25 protein-coding genes are annotated in these 26834 nt (G+C 58.4%); 20 read left to right on the top strand and 5 right to left on the bottom strand.

The features are described from left to right. Position 1 precedes the first annotated feature (1 nt). The 4 genes from EBS11_RS07190 to EBS11_RS07205 all read right to left on the bottom strand — a co-directional run bounded on the left by EBS11_RS07190 (position 2) and on the right by EBS11_RS07205 (position 4385). Complete coding sequence (locus tag EBS11_RS07190) at positions 2–610, bottom strand: response regulator (protein ID WP_290601636.1); 609 nt, start codon at positions 608–610, stop codon at positions 2–4. Then, entirely contained in the window at positions 600–2195 is a 1596-nt protein-coding gene (locus tag EBS11_RS07195) for an ATP-binding protein (protein WP_290601638.1), read from the bottom strand. The genes EBS11_RS07190 and EBS11_RS07195 overlap by 11 nt, the downstream gene beginning before the upstream one ends. A 118-nt stretch (positions 2196–2313) precedes the next feature. After that, entirely contained in the window at positions 2314–3702 is a 1389-nt protein-coding gene (locus EBS11_RS07200; RefSeq protein WP_290601639.1) for an ATP-binding protein, read from the bottom strand. Then, positions 3699–4385: a response regulator gene (locus EBS11_RS07205; protein ID WP_290601640.1), complete on the bottom strand. Its 687-nt coding sequence runs from the start codon at positions 4383–4385 to the stop codon at positions 3699–3701. The genes EBS11_RS07200 and EBS11_RS07205 overlap by 4 nt, the downstream gene beginning before the upstream one ends. Positions 4386–4541: 156 nt before the next feature. Between EBS11_RS07205 and EBS11_RS07210 the strand changes: the two genes are divergently transcribed. From EBS11_RS07210 to EBS11_RS07225, 4 genes are all read left to right on the top strand, one after another. Next, positions 4542–5363, top strand: a complete 822-nt coding sequence (locus tag EBS11_RS07210) for a MipA/OmpV family protein (protein WP_290601642.1) — start codon at positions 4542–4544, stop codon at positions 5361–5363. A 178-nt stretch (positions 5364–5541) separates the two neighbouring features. Beyond that, positions 5542–5997 carry a universal stress protein gene (locus EBS11_RS07215; protein ID WP_290601644.1) on the top strand — a complete coding sequence of 152 codons (456 nt, stop codon included), beginning with the start codon at positions 5542–5544 and terminating at the stop codon, positions 5995–5997. Positions 5998–6061: 64 nt separating this feature from the next. After that, positions 6062–7057 carry a VirK/YbjX family protein gene (locus EBS11_RS07220; protein ID WP_290601646.1) on the top strand — a complete coding sequence of 332 codons (996 nt, stop codon included), beginning with the start codon at positions 6062–6064 and terminating at the stop codon, positions 7055–7057. A gap of 182 nt (positions 7058–7239) precedes the next feature. Then, positions 7240–7470 carry a DUF6139 family protein gene (locus EBS11_RS07225; protein ID WP_131685369.1) on the top strand — a complete coding sequence of 77 codons (231 nt, stop codon included), beginning with the start codon at positions 7240–7242 and terminating at the stop codon, positions 7468–7470. Positions 7471–7533: 63 nt separating this feature from the next. Here the strand turns inward: EBS11_RS07225 and dnaE are convergent, their stop codons facing one another. Continuing rightward, positions 7534–11082 carry a DNA polymerase III subunit alpha gene (gene dnaE, locus EBS11_RS07230; protein WP_290601647.1) on the bottom strand — a complete coding sequence of 1183 codons (3549 nt, stop codon included), beginning with the start codon at positions 11080–11082 and terminating at the stop codon, positions 7534–7536. Between the two features lie 213 nt (positions 11083–11295). Between dnaE and EBS11_RS07235 the strand changes: the two genes are divergently transcribed. The 16 genes from EBS11_RS07235 (at position 11296) to EBS11_RS07310 (ending at position 26831) form a co-directional block, all read left to right on the top strand. Further along, a complete protein-coding gene (locus EBS11_RS07235) occupies positions 11296–12207 on the top strand; it encodes a sulfurtransferase (RefSeq protein WP_290601649.1) in 912 nt (303 codons plus the stop codon). Between the two features lie 713 nt (positions 12208–12920). Then, positions 12921–14003 carry a dTDP-glucose 4,6-dehydratase gene (rfbB, locus tag EBS11_RS07240; protein ID WP_290601651.1) on the top strand — a complete coding sequence of 361 codons (1083 nt, stop codon included), beginning with the start codon at positions 12921–12923 and terminating at the stop codon, positions 14001–14003. Then, complete coding sequence (gene rfbA / locus EBS11_RS07245) at positions 14003–14896, top strand: glucose-1-phosphate thymidylyltransferase RfbA (protein ID WP_290601653.1); 894 nt, start codon at positions 14003–14005, stop codon at positions 14894–14896. Before rfbB ends, rfbA begins: the two co-directional genes overlap by 1 nt. Positions 14897–14903: 7 nt before the next feature. After that, positions 14904–15449 carry a dTDP-4-dehydrorhamnose 3,5-epimerase gene (gene rfbC / locus EBS11_RS07250; protein ID WP_290601654.1) on the top strand — a complete coding sequence of 182 codons (546 nt, stop codon included), beginning with the start codon at positions 14904–14906 and terminating at the stop codon, positions 15447–15449. Next, positions 15446–16315, top strand: coding sequence for a dTDP-4-dehydrorhamnose reductase (rfbD, locus tag EBS11_RS07255; RefSeq protein WP_290601656.1), 870 nt, complete (start codon positions 15446–15448; stop codon positions 16313–16315). Before rfbC ends, rfbD begins: the two co-directional genes overlap by 4 nt. A gap of 72 nt (positions 16316–16387) precedes the next feature. Beyond that, complete coding sequence (rfaE1, locus tag EBS11_RS07260) at positions 16388–17323, top strand: D-glycero-beta-D-manno-heptose-7-phosphate kinase (RefSeq protein WP_290601658.1); 936 nt, start codon at positions 16388–16390, stop codon at positions 17321–17323. 8 nt (positions 17324–17331) lie between these two features. Further along, positions 17332–18327, top strand: coding sequence for an ADP-glyceromanno-heptose 6-epimerase (rfaD, locus tag EBS11_RS07265; RefSeq protein WP_290601659.1), 996 nt, complete (start codon positions 17332–17334; stop codon positions 18325–18327). A gap of 7 nt (positions 18328–18334) precedes the next feature. Beyond that, entirely contained in the window at positions 18335–19552 is a 1218-nt protein-coding gene (locus EBS11_RS07270) for an oligosaccharide flippase family protein (protein ID WP_290601661.1), read from the top strand. Between the two features lie 9 nt (positions 19553–19561). Next, positions 19562–20776 (top strand): glycosyltransferase family 9 protein, encoded by a 1215-nt coding sequence (locus EBS11_RS07275; RefSeq protein WP_290601663.1) that lies wholly within the window; start codon positions 19562–19564, stop codon positions 20774–20776. 33 nt (positions 20777–20809) lie between these two features. Beyond that, a complete protein-coding gene (locus tag EBS11_RS07280) occupies positions 20810–22054 on the top strand; it encodes an O-antigen polymerase (protein WP_290601665.1) in 1245 nt (414 codons plus the stop codon). Then, entirely contained in the window at positions 22051–22632 is a 582-nt protein-coding gene (locus EBS11_RS07285) for an SIS domain-containing protein (protein WP_290601666.1), read from the top strand. The genes EBS11_RS07280 and EBS11_RS07285 overlap by 4 nt, the downstream gene beginning before the upstream one ends. Then, positions 22629–23762: an SDR family NAD(P)-dependent oxidoreductase gene (locus tag EBS11_RS07290; protein ID WP_290601667.1), complete on the top strand. Its 1134-nt coding sequence runs from the start codon at positions 22629–22631 to the stop codon at positions 23760–23762. Before EBS11_RS07285 ends, EBS11_RS07290 begins: the two co-directional genes overlap by 4 nt. Further along, entirely contained in the window at positions 23759–24292 is a 534-nt protein-coding gene (locus tag EBS11_RS07295) for a serine acetyltransferase (protein ID WP_290601668.1), read from the top strand. The genes EBS11_RS07290 and EBS11_RS07295 overlap by 4 nt, the downstream gene beginning before the upstream one ends. 27 nt (positions 24293–24319) lie before the next feature. Then, positions 24320–25318 carry a hypothetical protein gene (locus EBS11_RS07300; protein WP_290601669.1) on the top strand — a complete coding sequence of 333 codons (999 nt, stop codon included), beginning with the start codon at positions 24320–24322 and terminating at the stop codon, positions 25316–25318. Positions 25319–25326: 8 nt separating this feature from the next. Further along, positions 25327–26271: an NAD-dependent epimerase/dehydratase family protein gene (locus tag EBS11_RS07305; protein WP_290601671.1), complete on the top strand. Its 945-nt coding sequence runs from the start codon at positions 25327–25329 to the stop codon at positions 26269–26271. Further along, positions 26271–26831 (top strand): sugar transferase, encoded by a 561-nt coding sequence (locus tag EBS11_RS07310; RefSeq protein WP_290601672.1) that lies wholly within the window; start codon positions 26271–26273, stop codon positions 26829–26831. Before EBS11_RS07305 ends, EBS11_RS07310 begins: the two co-directional genes overlap by 1 nt. Positions 26832–26834: the final 3 nt, after the last annotated feature.

Consider the following 26834-nt stretch of genomic DNA (forward strand, 5'->3'; position numbering starts at 1 on the left):
CTTACGTGCCGCCCAGCATGCTGATGCGCACCAGGTCGGCCACGTTGTCGACGCCCAGCTTGTCCATCAGCCGGGCCTTGTGCACCTCCACCGTACGCACGGAAATCCCCAGCGCCGGCGCGATATCGCGGTTGTGCTGCCCCGTCACCACCAGCTGCATCACCTCCCGCTCGCGCGGCGTCAGGGCACGCAGCAGGGCCTGCCCCTCCACCTGGCGCATCAGCTGACCGCGGGCATGCGCCTCGCGCGAGAATGCTTCATCGATGGCCGCCAGCAGCTTGTCATGGTCAAACGGCTTTTCCAGGAAATCGCTGGCCTGCGCCTTGAACGCCTGGCGCGCCAGCGCCACGTCGCCGTGGCCCGTGATGATGATGACTGGCAACAAACAGCCCAGCTCCTGCAGGCGCGCTTGCAGGCTCAAGCCATCCATGCCCGACATGCGGATATCGATCAGCAGGCAGCCGGCCCACTCGCGGCGCCAGCCATGCAGGAAATCCTCGCCGCAGGCAAACAGGGCCGTACGGTAGCCGCGCACGCCCAGCAGCAAGCCCAGCGCATCGCGCACGGCGGGGTCGTCGTCGACGATAAACACGGTCAGATTACTTGTCACCAGATTCTCCTGTTGCGGCCGCACTGGCGCGCGCCAGGGGCAGGACAAAACGAAAAATGCCATGCTGGCCCACTTCGGCCCACAGCTGGCCGCCATGCGCTTCGACAATGGCACGGCTGAGCACCAACCCCAGCCCCAGGCCACTGGCCTTGGAAGACACGAAGGGCTCGAACAGGCGCGCCGCCAGGCTATTCGAGATTCCGGGGCCGCTGTCTTCCACGGACAGCCGCAGCCGCCCCCCTTCCAGCTGCTCGGCCGACACCGTGATGCGGCGCTGGCCGCGCGGCTGGCCCAGCACCGCATCCTGGGCATTGGCCAGCAGGTTACGCAACACCAATTCGATCTGCAGGCGGTCGGCGTTGACGGCCAGGGGCGATGGCGGCGCCAGCACCAGCTCGATGCCATGTTCATGGAACAGCGGCGTAAACTGACGCGCCATGCCGTCGATCAAGGCGCCCGCCTCCACCGCCTCGAGCTGCATCGCGCCCGTGCGGAAGAAATCGCGCAGGCGGCGCACCACTTCGGCGGCACGCCCCGATTCGACGATCATATGGCCGACGGCGCTTTGCAGCAAGGCCCCGCTCTCGCCCCGCTCCAGCAGGTATTCGCACGCCTTGCCATAGGTCGACAGGGCCGTCAGCGGCTGGTTCAGCTCATGCGCCAGGGCGGCGGCCATCTCGCCGGCCGCCGCCAGGCGCATCGTATGCTTGAGCTCATCGGCCACCTGGCGCATTTCATCGACGACGATGCCGATAAAAAAACCCACCAGCGCCAGCACGGCATCGAGCAGCTGCAACTCATAAAACTGGATATTCACCGCATGCGACCATTTCACCAGGGTAATGATACACAGCTGCAGCACAAATACGGCCACCACGGCGCCATACAAGCCCTGGCGCGACGCGGCCCAGATCACGGGGAGAAACAGGAAGTAGAAATGCTTGTACTCGGAGCGCACGATGGAGCCGAACACGCTCCACAGCACGAAGCTGGCCAGGGCCAGATACGCCAGGGTTTCCCAGCGCCAGACGGCCGAGCGCAGGCGCTCGCGCCCCCGCTCGCTGACCAGCACCCAGATCAGCGGCATCGACACGACGATGCCGACCGTGTCGCCTATGCCAAAACGCAACGCTGCCGTGGCCCATTCGCCGGCCGGGATGCGCCCCGTCAGCGACAGCAGCGAAATATAGCCCAGCGCATTGAACATCGTGCCCAGCAGCACGATGGCGAGCCAGCTGCTCAGGCGGCGCCGGTTGTCGAAGATGTCGCTGCTGGTGAATCCGCGGCGCAGGGCCGCGCCGATGCCGCCATAGCCCAGCACCAGCCACGCCGAACACAGCAAGGTCAGCGGCAGGCCCGCCGGCATGCCGCGCACGAACACTTCGCCGGCCAGCAGGGCAATAAACCACGGCAAGGCGGCCTTGCGGCCGTGAATCAGCCAGAAGACCAGGCCCAGCGAAGGGTCCGGATTCCACGGCGTGATGTTCAGCCCGTACATCGGATCGATGTACGTGGCCCAGTCGAACAGGAGGTACAGGCCGACGAAGGCGGGATACTGCAGGTAGGAAGAGAGGGATGGTCGCATGTACGGTGTTTTCTGACTGTTCCGCATTATGCATCGCAGGCGCGCGCCACGCCATGACGTATTGCGCTATATGCACACATGATGCTCTTCATGCAACACCCATATCCCCCTGTCGAGGCTAGCCGACTGGTGCCAGCGGCAGCCGCACTTCCACCAGCAAGCCCACGCCGCCGTTACCTCGATGTAACTTAATCGAGCCGCCATGCTGGCGTACCACCGAGGCGACGATGGACAGGCCCAGGCCGCTGCCCGGCTGCCCCTGCTGCGGGGCGCGGAAGAAACGGTCGAAGACGCGCTCGTACAGGGCCGGCGCGATCCCCGGCCCCTGATCCGCCACGTGCAGCACCGCCTGGCCCCGTTCCGCATGCAGCGACACCGTCACGCTGCTGCCGCGCGGGCTGTACTTGATGGCGTTTTCCACCAGGTTGTCGATCAGCGAAACGAGGCTCTCGCGCTGGCCCGGCACGCACAGCGACACGCTGGCCTGCAATTCCAGTTCGATATCGCCGCCCTGCGCCAGCCCGGACAGGGCAGCCAGCCGGTCCTGCAGCAAGACGTCCAGTACCTGCGGCTGGCGCTCGCCCGCCTCCGCCTGCACCTCGTTGCGCGTCAGCTGCAGCAGCTGCCCCACCAGGCGCGCGGCGCGATTGCCACTGTTCAAGATGCCATCCAGCAACTCCTGCTGGCGCGGATCGTGCGTCTGGCCCTGCAAGGCTTCGACATTTACGCGCATGGCCGCCAGCGGCGTGCGCAATTCATGCGTGGCATCGGCGATGAAACTGCGTTCGCGCGCCGCGCTGGCATCGACGCGCTGCAACAGCGCATTGATGTTGTCGACCAGCGCCGCCAGCTCGCCGTGCGGCGGCTTGAACGCCAGCGGGCGCAGATCCTGCGGTCCCCGCGACGCCACTTCCTGCGCCACCTTGCGCCACGGCCGCATGGCCAGGCGGATCGACAGCCAGGCGGGCAACAGCAGGAACGGCAGGCTGATCAGCAGTGGCAGCAGGTAATAGCCGCGTGAATTGATCGTAATAAAGAATTGCCAGGCCCCGCCCACCTCCAGCACCGTCACGCGCGTGCTTCCTTCGGCCAGGCTGCGGCTGCGCCAGGCCTGGCCTTTGATGTAGATCACTTCCATCTGCTCGGGACCGGCGCTGCGGATGCCGCTGGGCGCATCGGGCGACTTGTAGACCAGCTTGCCATCGCGCCAGACCAGGATGCGCGGCGCCAGTTCCGGCACCTGTCCCGTTTCAAATTCCTCGCGCAGGGCTTCATCGATGGCGCGCAGGCTTTGCGCCTGGCGCTGCGGCTGCTCAGCCAGGTTGTCAGTCACGCTGATAATGGCGTGCAGGACGCCGCGGCTCACTGTGCTCGCTTCGCCCGTGCCCTCGAACAGCACATACGCCACGGCCAGGCTCCACAATACGCTCAGCATCAGCATCTGCGCCATCATCAGGCGGCGCACCAGCGTGGGCCGGCGCAGCATGGCCCAGAAACGCCCCATCATGCGCCAGGTCCCGGCTGGGCAGACGCCTCGCCCTGCTGGTCGATCACGTAGCCGACGCCGCGCACGGTGCGGATATAGCCTTCGCCTATCTTGCGGCGCAAATTGCCCATGTGTACGTCCAAGGTATTGCTGGCATTGGCCAGGCCGCCAGGCAGGATATGCTCTTCCAGCACGCGGCGCGTGATGACCCGGTTGGCGCGCATCAGCAGGGTTTTCAGCAAGGCATATTCGCTGGCCGTCAGTTCCACGGGCCGGCCGTGCACGCTGACCCGGCGCGTAGGCACCTGCAGCAGCAGGCCGCGCAGCTCGATGGTGTCGCCATCGAAGCCGTAGCTGCGGCGCGCCAGGGCACGCACGCGCGAGAGCAGCTCGGCCAGCACGAACGGTTTCACCAGATAGTCATCGGCGCCGCCATCGAGGCCCCGCAGGCGCTGTTCCAGCGTATCGCGGGCGCTGAGGATGAGCACGGGCAGGCGCGCCGCGCGCAAGCGGGCCAGCAGGTCGAGGCCGTCGCCATCGGGCAGGCCCAGGTCCAGCAGCACCAGCTCGCAACTGTCGTGCTCGATGCTGCGCGCCGCATCTTCCAGGCTGCGCACCCAGACCACCTGCATGCCCTGGTCGCGCAGGGCGATGCGCACGCCATTGCCCAGGTCCATATCGTCTTCTATCAGCAGTATTTTCATGCCTACTATTAAACCACCGCAAGCTGAAGAATGGGTAAAGACGGCTTCTTCATGCAATCTTAATAAAAGGCTCATTTTTCCTTCATGGCACAGGCCGATACTGTCGGCAGTCAATCGAGCCACTCCGGACTCGGTTCTCCACCTGACGGAAAAGCCATGCACACACCCACAACCCTGCTGACCTCGCTGGCCCTCGCCTGCGGCCTGACTCTCAACCCGCTGGCCGCCGCAGCTGCCGAACCCGCCTCGGGCAACGTTTTCACCATCGGCGGCGGCGTCGCCGCCATTTCCAGCTATTCCGGCTCCGACAAGCTGTCCGCCTCGCCGCTGATCATTGCCGACTATGCCATGGCCAACGGCCTGTTCATCAGCACCTCGCGCGGCATCGGCTACGGCGGCCAGGCCGGCCCCTTCAGCTACAGCGCGGCCCTGGGCTACCGCGGCAACCGCGAAGACCACAAGCGCAAGGGCATCAACGGCTGGGGCGGCAGCGATTTCCTGAAGGGCATGGGCGAAGTCAAGGGCAATGCCAGCGCCCTGCTGAGCGCCGGCTATGCGCCCCTGCCCGGCCTGTCGCTGAGCGTCACCAGCGACATTCCCCTGTCGAACCGCGAAAATGGCGCGAACGTGCATTTCGGCGCCAGCGGCCAGATCTACGGCCGGGCTGATGCGCGGGGCATGCAGCAGGACAGCGTGTCCATCGGCGGCCAGCTGGGCTGGGGCGAGCGCAAATACGTGCAGACCATGTATGGCGTGACGGCGCAGCAGGCGGCAAATACCTCGTTCAAGCAATACACGCCGAAGGGCGGCTTCTACGAAGCCCAGGCTACCGTGAACTGGGAACACCGCATCGACGCCAACTGGGCCGTCAACACCCTCGTCGGCGTCGAGCGCCGCATAGGCGACGCGGCCAAGAGCCCCATCGTGCAACGCAAGACGGCCCCGATCGGTGCGGTGTACGTCACTTACCGCTATTAAAGACAGGCCGGCATAAGGGAAACCCGTACGCTGTTTCGCGAATTTACACGGACAACCGGCGTAGATAAGATGGCACGGTTTCCCTCCCCTGACCAGCACGCCCATGCATGCATCGCGCCCTGCCCCGCAACGCCACCGCGCCCCAGACAGCGCCGCGGTCGCCTGCAGCCAGGATACCTTGTTGCTGTTGCTGCCCGTCAAGCACGCCAGCGACATCATCTACGGTGCCCGCTACGCCAAACGCTTGCAGGAATGGGGCATCAAGGTGGGCGTTCGCCTGCTGCACGTGACGCCCGCACCGCTCCAGCCCGCGGACGGCGTGCCGCAGCAGAGCGCTGGCGACGGCGATACGCTGGACCCGGCAACGCAGCAGATGATGCACGAGGCAGGTCTGTACCTGAGCCGCTCGCATATTGCCTTCAGCACCCACATTTTCGCTGGCGAACTGCTCTTCACGATACTCGACACGGCTGAATTGCTGGGTTGCCATGAAATCGTCCTGCCGGCCCTCAAGCACAGCCCGTGGCAGCGCCGCTTTTCCGGCACCCTGGCGCGCAAGCTGGCGCGTGCCACGCGCTGCGCCACCGTGTTGCTGGCCGACACGGACGGCATGAGCGGGCCGCCGCCAGCCTGAGCCATTACCGCCTGCATCCGATGCCGGCCCTCCCCTCATCCTCACTCACCTTGGAAAGTGCCTGATGACACAAGCAATTACCCTGCATGCTGGCCTCACCAACATGTCCCCCGGTTTCTCCCGCGTGCGTGAGCTGCTCAAGCTGCAGTTGCGGGCACGCCTGCAGCAGCGGCAGACGCGTATCTGGCTGCAACTGCTCAATTCCCATCCCGTTTTTGCGGATCTGCTGCAAGCGTATCCCCGCCTGATGCACAAGATCTATCGCCACTACCTGAGCAAAAACCTGTCTTGCCAACAGCGCGTCACCTTGCTGGTCGAACACTATCATTTCATCCTGCAGCAAGGCTGGGGCAAGCTGATGGCCCAGGCTGCCCATGCGCCAGTACGGCTGGGGACGGTAGCGGGAAAATCGGGCGCGCCCTACCATCTGCAGCTGTGCTCGCTGCAACCGATGGACCGCGAAGGCGAGATGGTCCTGCAACTAGCGCACGGCAATGACGTGATCTATTCCGTGGCCTTCACCTTCTTCGGTTCCCGCGCCCGCGCCAGCATGGGCGTGGGCATCGGCTGCCTCCAGGGTCCGCGGGGCGCGGAAGGCTTGCGCCGCGTGCGCGACGCCACGCGCGACCTGCATGGCATGCGTCCCAAGGCCCTGATGGTGCGCCTCGTGCGCCAGCTGGGGCATGAGCATGGCTGCCGCAACATGATGCTGGTAGGCAACGCCAACCGTACCGTGCACCATTCCGCCAAGAAAGGCCGTTTGTTCGCCGATTACAATACCCTTTGGCAAGAACTGGGGGCGCAGGCACGCCCGGATGGCGATTTTGATTTGCCATGCGAAAACCTGCCCTTGCCCGCCATGGAAGACATTCCCTCGAAAAAACGCTCGGAAGCGCGCAAGCGCCATGAACTGACGCTGGCGATGATCAGCAGCCTGCGTAGCGGCCTCGACGCCCATCGCAACCCGGCCCAGGTCGCCATGGCCAACGCCACGCCAGCCGCCAACGATCTGCACCAGTCGTCCGATCTCGACGACGACTACGCTTCCGCCATCGCCTGACTTTCCCCGGCAAGCATACGACGCCCCGCCCCCGCGTCATCGCCAGCCACCACTTCCGCACCGCCCCGGTTCCCTCTGCAGCACACGCCTGAAACCCGCCCGTCCCACAATCCTGTTACGCTAGCGCTATCGGAAGGCACTTCCCGTGCGCCGGTTCCCCCAACGCTTACTAGGAGGCATTCATGCGTGTAGATATCTACCGCCGGGCCGAGCACGACGGCATTTTTTCCTACCTCGCCGTGCCGGAAGGAAAGCTCATTCCGGAAGAAGTGACCAATACCGACTGGCAACTCGAAGTGCGCGCCAGTGAAGTGGCCGACGATGCCGAGATCTTGCCCGACTACCATATCGAACAGCCGCACCAGCAGATCGCCGCCAAGGGTTATGCGATCACGGGCCTGAAAGACATGTAAACGAAAAAAGCCAAACCAGCATGTCTGCGGTTTGGCTTTGTTACATGCGCCGGGCGGTACCGGTCAGTATTCGACCGCCACCTCTTGCGCGCCCAGCACCTGCTCGAGTGCCGTCTGCAATTCATCCGATGGCGCTACCCGCCACGCGTCGCCAAACTGCAGCACGCAGCTGACGCCCTGCGGGCTGACCTTGGCGGCGATCGGCAAGCCATCCTCGGCCCGGTGCGGCATGATGACATCGCTGATGCGTTTCATGTCCAGCGTCGTGGGCAGGGTCAGGCCCAACTGGCGGCCATACTGCACCCGCGCGGCGATGATGTCGAAAGCGCTCTCGGCCGTGATGCGCAGGCCGCCGGAAAAACGGTCTTCCGACACCTTGCCGACGACGGCGAGGAATTCATCTTCCTTGAAGATTTTCTTGTTGGCATCAAACAATTCGCCATACACCGTCACTTCCACCGTGCCGCTCTTGTCGTCCAGGGTGACGATCAGGATCTTGCCGCGCTGCGTCATCTGCGTGCGCAAGCCCGTGATGACGCCCGCCATCATGCGCGGTTCACGCGACGGCGACAGTTCCGACAGTTTCGTACGGGCAAAACGGCGCGCCTCGGGCGCATACGAATCGAACAGGTGGCCGGACAGGTAGAAGCCCAGCGCGATCTTTTCTTCCGTCAAGCGCTGTTTGTCCGTCCATACGGGCACCTTGACGTACTCGGGCGGCGCCACCATGTCGCTGTCGTCGCCGCCGAACAGGCTCACCTGATTCGCCGCCTTGGCCGCCTGGTCGGCGCATTCCATGGCGAAGGCCACGGACGCGAGCAGGATGGCGCGATCGACCTTCAGGCAGTCGAAGGCGCCGCTGCGGATCAGGGATTCGATGGTGCGGCGGTTGATTTGCTTTTTATCAACACGCTTGCAGAAATCGAACAGGCTGGTAAACGGCCCGCCCGCCTCGCGCGCGGCGATGATGGCTTCGATGGCGTTCTGACCCGACCCCTTCACGGCGCCCAGGCCATAGCGGATCTGCGTGACTTTCTTGCCGCTCACGGATGGCGCCGCGCCGCTCGGCGTGAAGCGGTAATCGGATTCGTTGATGTCCGGCGGCAACAAGGTCAGCTTGCAGATTTCCAGCGAGTCTTCCACCAGGATCTTGATCTTGTCCGTGTCGTCCATGGCCAGCGACAAGTTGGCGGCCATGAAGGCGGCCGTGTGGTGCGCTTTTAAATAGGCCGTGTGATACGACAGCAGGGCGTAGGCGGCGGCGTGCGATTTATTAAAACCGTAGCCGGCGAACTTTTCCATCAAGTCGAAGATCTCGTCGGCCTTTTCCGCCGTCAAGCCATCCTTTGCCGCACCGGCGCGGAAGATCTCGCGGTGCTCCGCCATCTCTTCGGCCTTCTTTTTACCCATGGCGCGGCGCAGCATGTCGGCGCCGCCCAGCGAATAGCCGCCGACGATCTGCGCCATCTGCATCACCTGCTCCTGGTACACCATGATGCCGTAGGTTTCGGACAGAATCGATTCCGTGCGCGGATCGGGATAGTCGAAGCGTTCGCCGTGCTTGCGCTTGCAGAAGTCGGGAATCAGGTCCATCGGGCCCGGACGGTACAGCGCCACCAGCGCGATAATGTCTTCGAAGCGGTCGGGACGCGCGTCTTTCAGCATGCCCTGCATGCCGCGCGACTCCAGCTGGAACACGGCCACGGTCTTGGCCTTGGTCAGCAGGTCGTAGGACGGCTTGTCGTTCAGCGGCAAGGTCGCCAGGTCGAAATTGGCTTGCGCAGGATCAAGCTGCTTGATGTAGCGCACGGCGCGGTCGAGAATCGTCAGCGTGGTCAAGCCCAAAAAGTCGAACTTCACGAGGCCGACGGCTTCCACGTCATCCTTGTCGTACTGCGACACGACGCCCGAATCGCCGCCCTGCGTGTACAGCGGGCAGAAATCCGTCAGCTTGCCCGGGGCGATCAGGACGCCCCCCGCGTGCATGCCGATATTGCGCGTGATGCCTTCGACCTGCTGCGCCAGGTCGAGCAGCTGCTTGACCTCTTCCTCGTTTTCCAGGCGCTCCTTGAGCAGCGGTTCCTCTTCGATGGCGTCGGCGATCGACACGGGCTTGCCCGGCTTGAACGGGATCAGCTTGGAAATGCCGTCGCAGAAGTTGTAGCCGAAGTCCATCACGCGGCCCACGTCGCGGATGGCGCCCTTGGCCGCCATGGTACCGAAGGTGGCGATCTGCGAGACGGCCTCCTTGCCATACAAATCCTTGACGTGCTGGATGACGCGGTCGCGCCCTTCCTGGCAAAAGTCAATATCGAAGTCGGGCATGGAGACGCGTTCAGGATTCAAAAAGCGCTCGAACAGCAGGTTGTACTGCAACGGGTCCAGGTCGGTAATGAGCAGCGAATATGCCACCAGCGAACCGGCGCCCGAACCGCGGCCCGGGCCGACGGGCACGCCGTTTTCCTTGGCCCACTGGATAAACTCGGCCACGATGAGGAAGTAGCCGGGGAACTTCATGTTGCAAATTGTGTCCGTCTCGAATTTCAGGCGCGACTCGTAGCGCGGACGCTCCTTTTCGCGCCGCTCCGCGTCCGGATACAGCTGTACCAGCCGTTTTTCCAGGCCCGCCTGCGATTCGGCGACGAGGAACTGGTCGATCGTCATGCCGTCCGGCGTGGGGAAGTTCGGCAGCTGCGGCTTGCCCAGGGTCAAGGTCAGATTGCAGCGCTTGGCGATTTCCACGGAATTGGCCAGCGCAGCCGGCAAGTCGGCGAACAATTCGGCCATGTCGGCCTGCGACAGGAAGCGCTGGCTGTCGTTGAAGCGCTTCACCCGCTTGGCGTTGGCCAGCATTTCGCCTTCGGCGATACAGGTACGGGCTTCGTGGGCAATGAATTCTTCAGGGGAAATAAATTGCACGGGATGCGTGGCCACCACGGGCAAGCCCAGCTTGGCTGCCAGGGCCACCGCATGGCGCACCTGCGCCTCCTGGTTGGCCTGGCCGCCGCGCTGGATCTCGACATAGAAATGCCCGGGGAAAATTTCGGCCCAGCGCTGAGCGTTGCGCTCGGCCAGGGCCAGGTTGCCATTCTCGATGGCGATGCCGACATCGCCGAAGTGCGCGCCCGACAGGGCGATCAAGCCATTCGCCGCGCTCTCGCCCGGGTACAGGTCGTAGGTATTCGTCGCCAGCGCCTGCAGCCACTCGATGCGCAACTCGGCGCGGCCCTTGTACTGGTTCGTCAGCCAGGCCGTCGACAGCAGTTCGCACAGTTGCAGATAGCCCATGCGGTTCTTTGCCAGCAGCAGCAGGCGCGACGGTTTTTCGCGGTTGTCGTCATTCGTGATCCACACGTCGACGCCGACGATGGGCTTGATGCCCTTGCCGCGCGCTTCCTTGTAGAACTTGACCATGCCAAACAGGTTGGACAGGTCGGTGACGGCCAGCGCCACCTGCTTGTCCTTGGCCGCCGCCTTCACCACGTCGTCGATGCGCACCAGGCCGTCGACGATCGAGTACTCCGAGTGCACGCGCAGGTGGACAAATCCGGGCCCTTGCGGGGCCTGCTGCATCGCTTGCGGTGAACCTGCCGGAGCGCCGGCCTCTTGCATTACCATTTCCATCCTGTGTACCGTTTCGTGCAAAATTCAATGGGGTCTATTCTACCGCGTCGCGGCCCCGGACCGGCGACGCGGCCCCCAGTTGCAGGCAAGAAATTCCTGCCGCGCACAGCCCGCCGGCACGGCAAAACGTGGCTTGCCGGGTATCCCGCCTGGCCCGCCGGGCTTATAATATCGGCTGTTCAGTCTAAGCCGATCGCCATCATGCAAGCCAACACCCAAGCAGCACCAACCGTTTCCGCCGCCGCCAGCCCGCTGGCCGCCACGCCCGCCACCACATTTGTCAATATTGCAGCGTATAAATTCATTACGCTGGACGACACGGAAGCCATGCGCCCCTTGTATCAGGAGCAATGCCTGGCGCTGGGCCTGAAGGGCACGATTTTGCTGACGCCGGAAGGCATCAACATGTTCCTGTCGGGCACGCGCGAGCATATCGACAGCTTCCTCGCGTGGGTGCGCAGCGACGCGCGCCTGGCCGACCTGGAATGGAAGGAAAGCTTATCGAACGAGCAATCGCACAAGCGCATGCTGGTGAAACTGAAAAAGGAAATCATCACCATGCGCATGCCGCTGATCAAGCCGGAACTGGGCCGCGCCCCGTCCGTCGACGCGCACACGCTCAAGCGCTGGTTAGATGCCGGCGTCGACGATGCCGGCAAGCCCGTGGTCATGATGGAAACGCGCAACGCCTTCGAGGTGGACGTCGGTACGTTCAACAATACGCTTGATTATCGCATCGACAAGTTTACGGAATTCCCGGCCGTGGCCGCCGCCCACAAGGACGAACTGGAAGGCAAGACCGTCGTCACCTTCTGCACGGGCGGCATCCGCTGCGAAAAGGCGGCCATCCACATGAAAGAAATCGGCTACGACAGCGTGTACCAGCTCGACGGCGGCATCCTGAAGTATTTCGAGGAAGTGGGCGGCGAGCACTACACGGGCGACTGCTTCGTCTTCGACTACCGCACGGCCCTGAATCCCAAGCTGGAACCGACGGAAACCGTGCAGTGCTTCGTCTGCCGCACCGTCGTCACGCCGCGCCAGCAGCTGGCTCCTGAGTATGTGTATGAGGTGTCGTGCCCGCATTGCTACGGCAAGACCCAAAAAGAGTAAGCAACCGACAGTCCAGTCCTTATGCACTGCCGGAACAGATGCAGTACTGAGAAACGTACGCGCTCACGCTGACCGCCGTCCTGGGCGGGAACGGCACCGGCAGGATACTCGCCAGCAATAGCAAAATTATAATGCGGCAGGTCTGTGACAGCGAGAGCCGTGTGTGTCATGTGCCATATAGATACTGGCCGCGTGCCATCGGATCGCGATACTTCGCGCCAAGCCTGCCCGCACGCTGAATGCACGCACTGAACGCCACTGGGAACACCATCCGATAATGGCCTTGCATGGCTCCAGGGATGCTACGCCCCATCCGACAATCACCACCATCCCAGTCCAATGGCGCCTGAAACAGTCGGTACGAATGCAATTGAGATTAAACATAAAACATAAACATATAATATTTTTACTCTTTCTTATGCATTGCCACTTACGTGTTGGCGCGAGAAAAAAAGCAAGCAAATGTAACAAAATGGGATTTGCTGCGCGTTTCAATAAACACTACAGGCCGCGATGCGCAAGCGAGGCCCCATCCCTTCGCTTGGCGGGGTGTCGGTGTTGCTGGAACGTCACGTGATCCACGCCGGCCCCTCCCTCTCAGACACATTGGGCGTGGGCATCACCCCACACGCCAAATAGCTGCAAACATGGCAATTTAAGGTGTTTTGAATTATAATTAAAAGCTAGTTGTATTTTTCGCACAGGAAATTCAGATGATTTTAGTAACGGGTGGAGCAGGCTTTATTGGTTCAAATTTTGTTCTGGATTGGTTGGCGCAGAGTGATGAGCATGTCATTAATTTAGATAAGCTCACCTATGCGGGAAATCTGAAAAATTTGCAATCGCTACAAAATGATCAGCGGCATTTGTTTGTCAAAGGCGATATAAATGATGGCGCCTTGCTGACAAAATTACTCGCGGAACATAAACCCCGTGCGATCATCCATTTTGCTGCCGAGAGCCATGTTGACCGTTCCATTCATGGTCCAGCAGAATTCATCAGCACCAACATCAACGGCACCTTCAGCCTGCTTGAGGCGACCCGCGTCCACTGGCTAGCCTTGCCCGAGGAAGAGCGCGCGGCGTTCCGCTTCCTGCACGTCTCCACCGACGAGGTCTACGGTACCCTGGGGCCTGACGACGCGCCGTTCAGCGAAACGACCCCTTACGCGCCCAACAGCCCGTATTCTGCGACCAAAGCAGCTTCCGACCACTTGGTGCGCTCGTATCATCACACCTATGGCCTGCCGACACTGACGACGAATTGTTCGAACAATTACGGCTCTTATCATTTCCCGGAAAAACTGATTCCGCTGATTATTGCCAACGCGCGCGCTGGCAAGTCCTTGCCCATTTACGGCGATGGCCAGCAGATCCGCGACTGGCTGTATGTCAGCGATCACTGCGCCGCCATTCGTCGCGTACTGGCCGATGGTCGCCTGGGCGAAACGTATAACATCGGCGGCTGGAACGAAAAGGCCAATCTGGACGTAGTACATACCCTGTGCGACATCCTCGATGAACTCGAACCGAAAAGTGCCGGCGGCAGCTACCGCGCGCAAATCACCTATGTAACCGACCGTCCTGGTCATGACCGCCGCTATGCCATTGACGCTCGCAAGATCGAGCGCGAACTGGGCTGGAAGCCGGCCGAAACCTTCGATACGGGCATTCGCAAGACGGTACAGTGGTATCTCGACAATGATGAATGGGTCCACGACGTGCAGTCCGGCGCATATCAGGGCTGGCTGGAGAAAAATTACGCCGCGCGCAGCACGCAGAAAGAGAGCACCTGATGCCAGCGCAACAAACCCGTAAAGGCATTATCCTGGCCGGTGGTTCCGGCACGCGCCTGTATCCTGTCACCATGTCGGTTTCCAAGCAACTGTTGCCGGTCTACGACAAACCGATGATCTACTATCCCTTGACCACGTTGATGCTGGCGGGAATACGCGATATTCTGATCATTTCCACACCATCCGATACGCCCCGCTTCCGCGAATTGCTGGGCGATGGCACGCAATGGGGCATTAACCTGAGCTATGAAGTTCAGCCGACGCCGGATGGTCTCGCGCAAGCGTTCATCATCGGCCGCGAGTTCCTCGGCGATGCCCCGGCGGCCTTGATCTTGGGTGATAATATTTACTATGGTCACGATTTCGAATCGAGCCTGGCGGCGGCATCGGCCCGCACGGATGGCGCCACGGTATTTGCCTACCATGTGCACGACCCCGAGCGTTATGGCGTGGTCGAGTTTGATGACAATCATCATGCCATCAGCATTGAGGAAAAGCCCCTCAAGCCAAAATCGAATTACGCCGTCACCGGTCTGTATTTCTACGATAACGAAATCGCCGATATCGCCGCCACCATCAAGCCATCGGAGCGCGGGGAACTGGAAATTACCGATGTCAATCGGGTTTACCTGGAACGCGGCACCTTGAAAGTGGAACGCATGGGCCGCGGCATGGCCTGGCTCGATACGGGCACGCACGAATCCCTGCTCGAAGCAGGACAATTCATTGCCACCATCGAGCATCGCCAGGGCTTGAAAGTTGCCTGCCCAGAGGAAATTGCATACCGCAAAGGTTACATCACCGTCGACCAACTGGAAAAACTGGCTCAACCACTGAAAAAGAATGGCTACGGGCAATATTTGTTGCGTCTATTGAATGACAAGATTTTTTAAGTAAACCATGCAAATCCATACTACTGCCATTCCTGATGTATTAATCATCGAGCCAAAAGTCTTTGGCGATGATCGCGGTTTTTTTTATGAAAGCTTCAACGAGAAGCGTTTCCAGGAACTGACTGGCGTTACCGCCAACTTCGTCCAGGACAACCACTCGAAGTCGGCAAAGAACGTGTTGCGCGGTCTGCATTACCAGATCCAGCAAGCTCAGGGCAAGCTGGTGCGTGTAGTCTCGGGCGAGGTGTATGACGTCGCGGTTGACCTGCGTGCCAGTTCGCCCACGTTCGGTCACTGGGTGGGCGTGACTTTATCTGCGGAAAACAAACGCCAATTGTGGATACCGGAAGGTTTCGCGCATGGCTTCGTCGTCACCAGCGAGTCTGCCGAATTCCTCTACAAGACCACAAACTATTGGGCGCCGCAATTCGAACGCAGCTTGCTGTGGAACGATCCCGCACTGGGCATCACCTGGCCACTGGATGGTGAACCGCTGCTGTCTGGCAAAGACCTGCAGGGTACGCTGTTAGCGGCAGCAGAGGTATTTGCGTGAAGATTTTGATCACCGGCAAGACCGGACAAGTCGGATACGAACTCGAACGCAGCTTTCAAGGCATCGGCGAGGTGATCGCGCTGGGTCGCGAAGAAATGGACTTGAGCAACCTGGAGCAGGTGCGCGAGCAAATACGTGCCATCCGACCAAATCTGATCATCAATCCTGCCGCCTACACCGCCGTTGACAAGGCGGAAAGCGACGAGGACATGGCAATGCTGGTGAACGCGCAAGCCCCGGCCGTGATGGCCGAGGAAGCCCGCAAATTGGGCGCCATGCTGATCCATTACAGCACCGACTATGTATTTGATGGCAGCGCCACAGCGCCATACGTGGAAACGGATGCCACCAATCCCCTGAATATCTACGGCAAGAGCAAACTGGCTGGCGAGCAAGCCATCCAGGCCTCCGGCGTAGCGCACCTGATTTTGCGCACCAGTTGGGTGTATGGCGCACGCGGCAAAAATTTCTTGCTGACCGTGCAGCGCCTGGCGCAAGACCGACGCGAATTGCGTATCGTAGGCGACCAAACCGGTACGCCAACCTGGTGCCGCACCATTGCTGATGTCACGGCCCATATCGTCAGCCAGTCGCTTGCCGCCGCCGATAGCGCGGCATGGTGGCGTGAACACGGCGGCCTGTACCATCTTACGGCCCAGGGCCGTACTTCATGGGCTGGCTTTACAGAAGAAATCCTGCGCAACTCACCGCCGCCCCAGCCAGTACAAGTCCACGCCATCACGACGGCGGAATACCCCTTGCCGGCGACGCGCCCCATGTATTCCCTGCTGTCTTGTGCCAAGTTGATCGAACGTTTCGGCCCCCTCCCCCAATGGGATGCCGCGCTGAAACTCTGTCAACATTAATTGTGCCTGCCGCCCGGTCCGTGCCCAAGCATGAACCGGGCGGCAATGTCGCTTACATCAATTACTCATATTATGGTCAACCATCCTTACAAAAATAATTTGTCGAAAGCAAAAATTCTGGTGGTGGGCGACGTTATGCTGGATCGTTACTGGTTCGGCGATGTCAATCGTATTTCGCCGGAAGCCCCAGTACCAATCGCCAAGATCAGCCATCGGGAAGATCGTGCTGGCGGCGCGGCAAACGTCGCGCGCAATATCTCCAGCCTGGGCGGCTCTGTCACCTTGCTCTCCGTCATCGGCTTTGACGAAGCTGGCACGACACTGGAAAGCTTACTAAAAGACAATGGCGTACATACCGAGTTGTATCGTGACAACAATATTTCGACCACTGTCAAGTTACGCGTCCTGTCACGCCAACAGCAGCTGCTGCGCATCGATTTTGAAGAGTTGCCGACCGAAGAAATCCTGTCCAACAAGCTCGACATCTACACCAAGCTGGTCAGCGAACACGACTTGGTGATCCTGTCCGATTATGGAAAGGGCTGCCTGCGTTACGCCGAAAAAATGATCGCTGCCGCACGCGCGCTCGGCAAACCTGTACTGGTCGATCCCAAAGGCAATGACTACAGTCATTACAAAGGCGCAACATTGCTCACGCCTAACCGCAGCGAATTCCAGGCCGTGGCAGGCAGTTGGTCCAGTGAAGCGGCCCTGACCGCCAAGGCCCAAGCCCTGCGCGCGTCCCTGCAGCTCGATGCGTTGCTGGTCACCCGCAGCGAAGAGGGTATGTCCCTTTACCTGGGCGACGAAGTGCTGCACCAGCCTACCGTTGCACTGCAAGTGTACGACGTGTCCGGCGCCGGCGATACTGTGATCGCCACTCTGGGTTTGATGCTGGCCAATGGCTACGATTACGAAGAAGCCATCAGCGTCGCCAATCGCGCCGCTGGCATCGTCGTCGGCAAGTTGGGTACGGCCGTGGTAACCCAAGACGAACTGTTCAGCTAGGAGAAATTATGTATATTGTTGTAACGGGTGCCGCAGGATTGATTGGTTCAAATATCGTCAAACAACTTAATGCACGTGGCCACCGCCACATCATCGCTGTCGACAACTTGACGCGTGGCGATAAATTCCGCAATCTGGTCGATTGCGACATCAGCGACTACATCGACAAGACTGAATTCCTCGGCAAGCTGGCCAGCGGCATATACGATGGCAAGATTCGCGCAGTTTTCCATCAAGGCGCTTGCTCCGACACGATGGAAACGGATGGCAAGTACATGATGGAAAATAACTTCCGCTATTCACTCGCCCTGCTCGATTACTGCCAGGCACAGAAAGTGCCGTTCATGTATGCATCCAGCGCCTCCGTATACGGCGGCGGCAGCATTTTCAAGGAAGAGCGCGAATTTGAAAAACCGCTCAACGTATACGGCTATTCGAAATTCCTGTTCGACCAGATCGTACGCGAGCGCATGGACAGCCTGACCGCGCAAGTGGTGGGTTTCCGCTACTTCAATGTGTACGGTCCGCGCGAGGAACACAAGGGGCGCATGGCATCGGTGGCTTTTCACCATTACCATCAATACCGCGAGCACGGCAAGGTCAAGCTGTTTGAAGGCCGTGACGGCTATGTTGACGGCGGCCAGTTGCGCGATTTTGTCTCCGTCGAAGACGTTGTCAAGGTCAACCTGTGGTTCCTCGACCATCCCGAACAATCGGGCATATTCAACCTGGGCACGGGCCAGTCGCAGCCGTTCAACGACATCGCCATCGCCTCCGTCAACACTTGCCGCGAGATGGAGTCGCTGGCGCCGCTGTCCCGCGAAGAAATGGTTGCGCAAGGTATCCTGGAATATATCAAGTTTCCCGATGCGCTGATCGGCAAGTATCAATCGTTCACCCAGGCTGACATTTCACGCTTGCGGGCGGCTGGCTACGATGCTCCGTTTTACACAGTTGCAGAAGGCGTAAGCCGGTACATCAGACACTGGCTGCACGCCCGATGAGATCATCTTGTTCAAAAGCATACTAAAAAACTCGATACTTACGGCATTAATACGGGGGGCATCATTCGGTGTACGGATTTTCGCCCTCCTAATCGCGGCGCGCTATTCCGAACCCGCCTACTTTGGCACCATCGCCCTGTTTTTCACGGTCGCGGAAATCGGCCGCCTGGTAGCGGACTTCGGTATCGACACGTATACCATGCGCGAATATGCATCACACCGCGACAAGGCCGTACTAAAGCGCACCATCGGCGCGGCGATGTGTGCCAAAATAATATTGGGCCTCGTCACGGCAGGCGCTGGCGTGGCCATCATGCTCCACCTGCGGCCGGGACAATTCTGGTCGACCTTGCCGTTTGCCTTCATGATCATGTCGCCCTTGATCATGAACCTGCCGATCAATTTTTTTATCGCCAAGATGCGCGGGCGCCATATCACTTTGTTCGTGGGTGCAGCAGGGGCAGTGTCGCTGATCGTTTTTTACAGCTTGTTCACGTTTTCCAGCAATCCTGCATTGGCCTTCTTTTCGATTCCGGCGACTGAAGCTCTGGTAGGGCTGTTCTTGATTTTCAAGGTGCCCGTCATCCGCAAGGGGCTGTCCCACTTGAACGTCGCTGGCATGATGACCTTGTTGAAAATGACGATGCCGATCGCCGCAGCGACCATTTTGGGGATCGCCTACGGACGCATGGACGTCTTTTTCCTGGAAAAATTCCGCAGTGCGGAAGAGCTGGGATTGTATGCGTTTGCTGTACGCCTGGTTGAACCGTTTCAGTTCATTGCCGGGGCACTGGCGGTCAATGCCTACGGACACATCGCCACATCGTTGAAGAGCTCGCTGGATGCAGGCAATGCCGTCAATCTGCGCTACCGCAAGGTCATGGCCATGTACGCCCTGCTGGCCTTGCTCGTCGTGCTCATGCTGGCCAATGTCCTGCTCGTCTACGCCTTTGCGCAATATAGCGCGGCCCAGCCGATGCTGAATCTGACAGGGCTGATTTTGATGTTTAAATGTGGCAATCTGATCAGTACCGCGGCCATCCAGGCACACGGCAAGTACAAATTCATGACCGCTGTGGCGATCTGGAATTTTTGCTTCCTGAGCGTGGCAATGTTGTTACTGGTACCACGATTCGGCGCATATGGTGCTTTATTTTCCATCCTGGCGATGGAATCGCTTAATTTTATTATTCAAAGTTACTTGCTAAGAAAATTGGCCAGATAGTATTTAAACATGTTAAAAAAAACACTTATCCGCGTCTTCATGCTGCTCAGCGTCGTCATGGCTTTACTGTGCGAGCGCATCCTGGCATTGTTCTCACGCAGACAGGAAAATGCGAAGTTCACCATCCTGGTGGTCCGTCTAGATCAGACGCTCGGTGACAGCTCCATGAATTCGCCGCTGTTACGTGAATTACGCCACGCGTATCCCCACGCCGAAATCAAACTGGTCGTCCATCCACGCATCTACGATATGGTCCGTCATTGCCCGCATATAGATCATATTTATCGTTATGACTGGGGGAGCTCGCTGGCAAAAAGTCTGCTGTTCCGTCACTGGCTCAGCTGGAAGTTCTGCTGGACGCATTTTCGCCGGGAGCAACCGGATCTGGCCTTGGTTCCACGTTTCGATGAAGATCACCACGCCGGCTTCATTGCCCTGCTCAGTGGCGCCCCACGGCGCATTGCATATACCGAAAAAGCAACGCAGCGAAAACAGTTACTGAATGCTGGCTTCGACATGTTATACACTGAAGTGTTGCCTGCAGACGGCTTGAAGCATGAAGTCGAACGTAACCTTGATTTCGTGCGTCATCTGGGTTTCGAGCCGGCCAGTATGGAACTCGAATTCTGGAGTACGGCCGACGAAACCGCATATGCGCGGGAGTTCCTGGCGGAACACAAACAGAAGCACCCCGATGGCTTGCTGATCGGTCTGGGCTTGTCGGGCGGCTATTCGATCCTGAAACGCTGGCCATTGCACTATTACGTCGAACTGGCAACGCTGCTGCAGCAACGATATCACGGCCGCCATGTGACATTTTTACTCGTAGGTGGCAAGGAAGATATTCCACTGGGCGCCGAGTTTGAAGAAAAACTGCAGGGCACAGTACTCAATATGATCGCCAAGACCAGTATTGCGCAAATGGCGGCGTTGCTCCGGCACTGTCACCAGTTTATCGGCAATGACTCCGGAGCGATGCACGTGGCGGCATCGGCGGGCATCGCCGTCACCGGCATTTTCGGTTCCAGCTGCCACCATCGCTTCAGAGCCTGGGGTAAGTCCTGTGATACGGTAACGCTGGAACTGGAATGCGGTCCGTGCGGACAAGGGCACGTCATAGACCGGTGCAGCACTTGCATCTACCCGTCGCCAAAATGCATGGATGAGTTAGTACCGGCGCAAGTTTTTAAAAAAATCAATATCGTGCAGAATTATCTACGCTAACACTGATGTAAATCGAATTGGAACCACAAACGTATGCATCAGAATTCAATTGCTCTTCTCATATTTTTATCGACATTTGTTTTCGGTCTGATTATTTACGGCATCAAGCTTTACAAGACACCGCTCAATCCCCTGACCTTCTACCTGGCCCTCGATAGTGGCCTGCGCGTCATACTGAGCTGCTCGCTGATCTTTTTTACCGACACCGAGCAGAATTTTAACGATGCCGACATTGTCGACGCCTTGCTGCTGCACTTGCTGTATGTCAGCTGCTTCGCCCTGCCCTTTATCCTGCGTCCCCGCTGGCTGCTGCGGGCTGTCGACACGATTCGCCGCGCATTTTTCCTCAGCATGCCGCGCTCGAAGACGCCATTTTCGGTGTTGACTTTATTTGTCATCATCGCCTTTATCTGTTTTAACTTCTTCATGCTGATGATTGCCGGGGACGGCGGTATGCTGTGGATCACGGATCCCCGCGAAGCATATCAAAACTACAAATTTGGCGCCGGCAATTATTATCTATTCTGGGTCTGGTCGATTTCCTTTTTCACTATTTACGTCCTGTACTCGACCAAGGCACGCACCAAAAAAGATGTATTAAAAATTTCGCCGTTGTTTCTAGTTATTTTCGTCCTTACTTATTTCACCGGTTCCAAGCAGATATTTTTCGTAAATATTCTACTCATTCTTTTCTACTACACCCACTATATAAAACTGATCAGCGTCAAGTTCTTTACGGTAATTGGTTTGACATTATTTGGTCTTTTCCTTGGCCTGCAATTACTGCAGGGAACCACAAGCAACCTGATCGGCGCATTATCGTATTTCGACTATTTCCAGAAATCGATTGAATTTGTCGCCCAGTACAACAATATTGGTCCGACCTATGGCGATTCCTTTATCAGCAGTTTTTGGGGATACGTCCCACGTTCGTTTGCCCCGGACAAGCCGCTGATCTACGGCCAATTGATGATCCAAGACTTTCTCTACCCCGGCGCAGCAGAGGTTGGATATTATCCGGCGTTCGCCTCATGGACTTTTCTGTACCTGGACTTTTGGGTATTTGGTGTTATTATTTCAGGCTTTTTCGTCGGCGGACTGTCCTGGGCTCTTTATGAACTGTTCCGCAGAAATAGCGATGATATCTTCCTGTTCTCTATGGCGGCACAGGCAGCCATAACTATCTATATGGTCCCGCTTCACGGCGAACTGTATATTTTTTTCTGGTTCATCTTACAAAGAATTATTTTAAATATCCATTTCAAGAGGACACGATGACTATTTTTGAAAAATCGCTGCAACAGCACGTGGAAACTTTCGACCGCTTGGCTGCGATGGAAGCCAGCGTTGCCAAGGCTGCCGCAGTATGCGCCGATGCGATTGCCAAGGGTAACAAGGTAATTTTTTGCGGCAATGGCGGCTCCGCAGCCGACTCCCAGCATATCGCTGCGGAACTGGTGGGACGCTTGGTCGATGACCGCCGCGCGCTGCCGGCCCTGTCCCTGACTACGGACACCTCGGCCCTCACCTGCATCGCCAACGACTATGGCTATGATCACGTCTTTGCTCGCCAGTTGTCCGGCGTAGGCCAGGCTGGCGACGTATTGATCGCCATTTCCACCTCCGGCAATTCGGCCAATATCCTAAATGCAGTCGAAGTGGCAAAATCGATGGGTATTTACTCAATTGGCTGGCTGGGCAAAGACGGCGGCAAGCTGGCCCATCAAGTTGACTGGCCATTGATTGCCCCCAGCAACATCACTGCCCGCATCCAGGAAGTACATATTTTCTGGGGTCACGTCATTTGCGCATTAATTGAAAAACAACTTGGTTACGGAAATTGGGAATCGGCATGAGCAAACATATCTTAATCACCGGCGGCGCCGGCTTTATTGGCACCAACCTGAGCCGCAAATTGCTGGCCGATGGCTACCGTATTACCGTGCTTGACAATCTGTCGCCACAAATCCATGGTGCCTACCCGCAACTCGATGAACCGATGCTGCGTGACGGTCGCATCCACTTCATCCGTGCCGACGTGCGTCAGTCCGCCGTCCTGGAAGAAGCTTTGAAATCAGTGGACGCCGTCATCCACTTGGCAGCCGAAACCGGTACCGCCCAGTCCATGTATCAGATTGCACATTACAATGATGTCAATACCCAGGCTACGGCGCAATTGCTGGACATCCTGGCCAACAACCCGCACACCGTCAAAAAAATCGTTCTCGCCTCCTCGCGCTCGATCTACGGCGAGGGCGCATATGATTGTGCTACCCACGGCACCGTATTCCCAGGTGCACGCAGTGCCGTCCAACTGAAAAACCACCAGTGGGATCCGCTGTGCCCAGTCTGCAACGGCCCGCTGCGCGCCATCCCGACGCCAGAGACGGCGCGTCCAAGCCCTGCGTCGATTTATGCAGCCACCAAGTATGCCCAGGAAGATCTGATCCGTATCGCCGGCGACTCGCTGGGCATCAGCACCGCCATCCTGCGTTTTCAGAACGTGTATGGTGCAGGACAGTCGCTGAACAATCCCTACACCGGCATCCTGTCGATTTTCTCGACCCGCATCCGCCGTAACATGAGCTTGCCGATCTTTGAAGATGGCCTGGAAAGCCGCGATTTCGTGCACGTTAATGACATCGTGCAAGCTATCCAGCTGGCCATGGAAAGCGATGCTGCCAGTGGCATGACGCTGAACGTGGGCGCTGGCGAGCCGACATCGGTCCTCGATATTGCCAACCTGCTCGTCGATGCACTGGGCGGCACCATCCGTCCGGAAGTAACAGGCCAATACCGCCTGGGCGACATCCGCCATTGTTACGCCGACCTGAGCCAAATTCGCTCCACGCTGAACTTCACGCCGCAAGTATCGCTTGTTCGCGGTATTGAAGAGTTCGCCGCATGGGTCAGTTCGCAACCACTGCCGGAAGATGGCCTGGACAAGGCGAATGAAGAGTTAAAAAAACGCAAGATGATGTCATGAGTTTGCGTACCACCTTGTATCACGACCTGGCCCGGCAGTATTTCTATGCCGGCCAACCGGACAAGCAGCCGACCTTCGGCCGGTTGCTGTTGGCGTCGTTTTCTCCGCGTTTCATGCCGGTGGTACTTTTCCGTCTTTCGCATTGGTTTTACCAGAAGCGCCTGTCGCCCCTGGCCAAAATCGTGTCGTTGGTAAATTTCGTGCTGTTCGGCCTAGAGATCGCCGTGCGCTGCGAAATCGGCCCCGGGCTGTACTTTCCCCATACGCAAGGTACTGTCATCGGCGCCCTGCGTATCGGCACCAATGCCACGATTTACCACAATGTCACGTTCGGCGCGCGCGAAATCGATATCGGCTATAACGATACGTCCCGTCCCGTGGTCGGCAACAATGTGATCGTCGGCTCCGGCGCCAAGATATTGGGGCCAGTCGTCCTTGGAGACGACGTCCGTGTCGGTGCGAATGCCGTCGTACTCAAGGATGTGGCGCACGGTCTGACCGTGGTCGGCATCCCCGCCATGCCCATCTAAATAATTGATTGATTAAATATAGTGATAGTGGAAAATTTTTTTAACGGGAAAAAAATCCTGTTTATTGCGCCCGCTTTCTTCGGCTACGAACGAGAAATAAAAGAGCGCCTGGAACAGCTGGGGGCGCATGTTGATTATCATGACGACCGACCGTCAACGCGCGCATGGTCCAAATTCGCCATTCGCGTCATGCCCAGCACGCAACAAAAAGCCATTCACCGCTATTTTTCCGTCCTGTTGGATAATAATCATGGTAATTATGACTATGTTTTCATCATCAAGATGGAATGCATGCCTGCGGATATTTTGCAGGCATTGCGCCAAAAAAATGCCAACGCCAAGTTCATTTATTACTCCTATGACTCGGTAAAAAATAATGGCAATTTCCTGCAATCAGTCTCTCAGTTTGACAGCGCATTCACCTTCGACGATCAGGATGCCCAGGCCATTCCTGGCATACGCCTGCGTCCGCTGTTCTTCCTGAACGAGTACCGCGACTTGCCGCGCAATGAATCCGCATATGCCGTCAGTTTCATCGGTACGGCCCACAGTGACCGGTATGCCCTGGTAAAAAAAATCAGCGCGGCCTTGCCTGCCAGTGACAAGCCCAATTTCTTTTTCCTCTTCATCCCCAGCATGGCGATCTATCGCCTGAAGAGAATCTTCGTGCCGGCCTTCCAGAAGTCGAAAGTTTCGGAATTTTCCTTCACGCCGATGAACAAGGCTCAGGTCATGGCGGCCATCGCCAAATCCCAGGTCATTCTCGATTTTCAGCACCCGAACCAGATCGGCCTGACCATGCGCACCATTGAAATGGTCGGTGCGCGGAAAAAGCTGATCACGACGAATCAGAACGTCAAGAAATATGATTTTTATCGCCCGGAGAACATTGCCGTGATTGACAGGGATAATCCGCAGATCGATCCGGCATTCCTGACGCTGCCGTATGTCGATCTGCCCGAGGACCTGTACAACAAATATTCGATAGACGGCTGGCTCAACGATGTTTTCTCGGTAACGCCATGAACGCGCCCATGACCATCCTAGTCACCGGAGCCTCGGGTTTTGTCGGCCGCCACCTGTGCCGCCATCTGGCCGAGCATGGCCACCGCGTGATTGCTTTGGTACGCACGGCAGGCTCCGCCCCCCCTGGCGTGGCGCAGGAAGTCTGCATTCCCGATTTCGGCGACCTGCGCGCACTTGAAGCGGTGTTGCCGCAATGCGGTGCAGTCATCCACCTAGCTGGCCGGGCGCATGTCATGCACGACACCGTCAACGATCCGCTCACCGAGTTTCGTCGGGTGAATGTGGGCTTGACCGAGGAGTTGCTCAACAAAACCATCGCCGCAGGCGCTCCGCGTTTCGTGTTTGTCAGCTCCATCGGTGTCAACGGCAACAGCAATTCCCGCCCGTTCTCGGCCGACGACGCACCAGCACCACATGACCTGTACGCCATCAGCAAGCTGGAAGCCGAACAACTGGTGCAAAAACACGCCCGGCAGGCTGGCATCGACTATGCGATCGTTCGTCCCGTCCTCGTCTTTGGTCCGGATGCACCAGGCAACTTCGCCACACTGCTCAAGCTGGCCGCAAAAAACTGGCCCCTCCCCTTCGGCAGCCTGCTGGGCAAGCGCAGCTTGATCAGCGTGTGGAATCTGGCCGACCTGCTGCGTACCTGTGCCACCACGCCAGCGTCCCTGCACGACGTTTTTCTCGCCGCCGATGCCGAGGCAGTCACGCTGGCCGACATCTTCCGTCATTTGGCGACAGGCATGCAGCAACGGCCAACCTTGATGGCGGTTCCCAAATCACTGCTATCACTGCTATGCTCGCTGGTCGGCAAGCGTCACATGCTCAATAAACTCGATGCCGAACTCACTGTCGACATCACCAAAACTCGGCAAATCCTGGCGTGGACACCGCCCTATACCACAAAGGATGGCTTGATTAGAACCGGTAAGGAATGCAAAAAAATATAATGAAACGATTATTTGACCTGTTGCTGGCGTCTATCGCCACCATTATCCTGGCGCTTCCCCTCTTGATCGTGGCGCTGATGGTACGTTTTACCTCGCCGGGACCGATACTCTATTGGTCGGACCGCGTTGGGCGCGGCAATCGCATCTTCAAGATGCCGAAATTCAGAACCATGCAGATTGGCACGCCGGCAGTAGCCACGCATCTGCTGCAGAATCCGGCCCAGTTCCTGACACCCATCGGTTCATTCTTGCGCAAATCCAGCCTGGATGAATTGCCTCAACTGTGGAGCATCATTGCCAACGATATGAGTTTTGTTGGCCCGCGCCCGGCCTTGTTCAACCAGGACGACCTGATTGTCCTGCGGACCGAGCATGGCGTGGACCAGCTCTTGCCTGGCTTGACTGGCTGGGCGCAAATCAACGGCCGCGACGATTTGCCCATCCCTCAAAAAGTCCAGCTCGATGTTGCATATTTAAAACAACGTTCCCTGATGCTGGATATCAAGATCATTTTCCTGACATTTTTAAAAGTGGTCAGGCGTGACGGCATTACGCACTAATGT

The organism is Janthinobacterium sp., assembly GCF_009923995.1.
Lineage (GTDB): Bacteria > Pseudomonadota > Gammaproteobacteria > Burkholderiales > Burkholderiaceae_D > Janthinobacterium.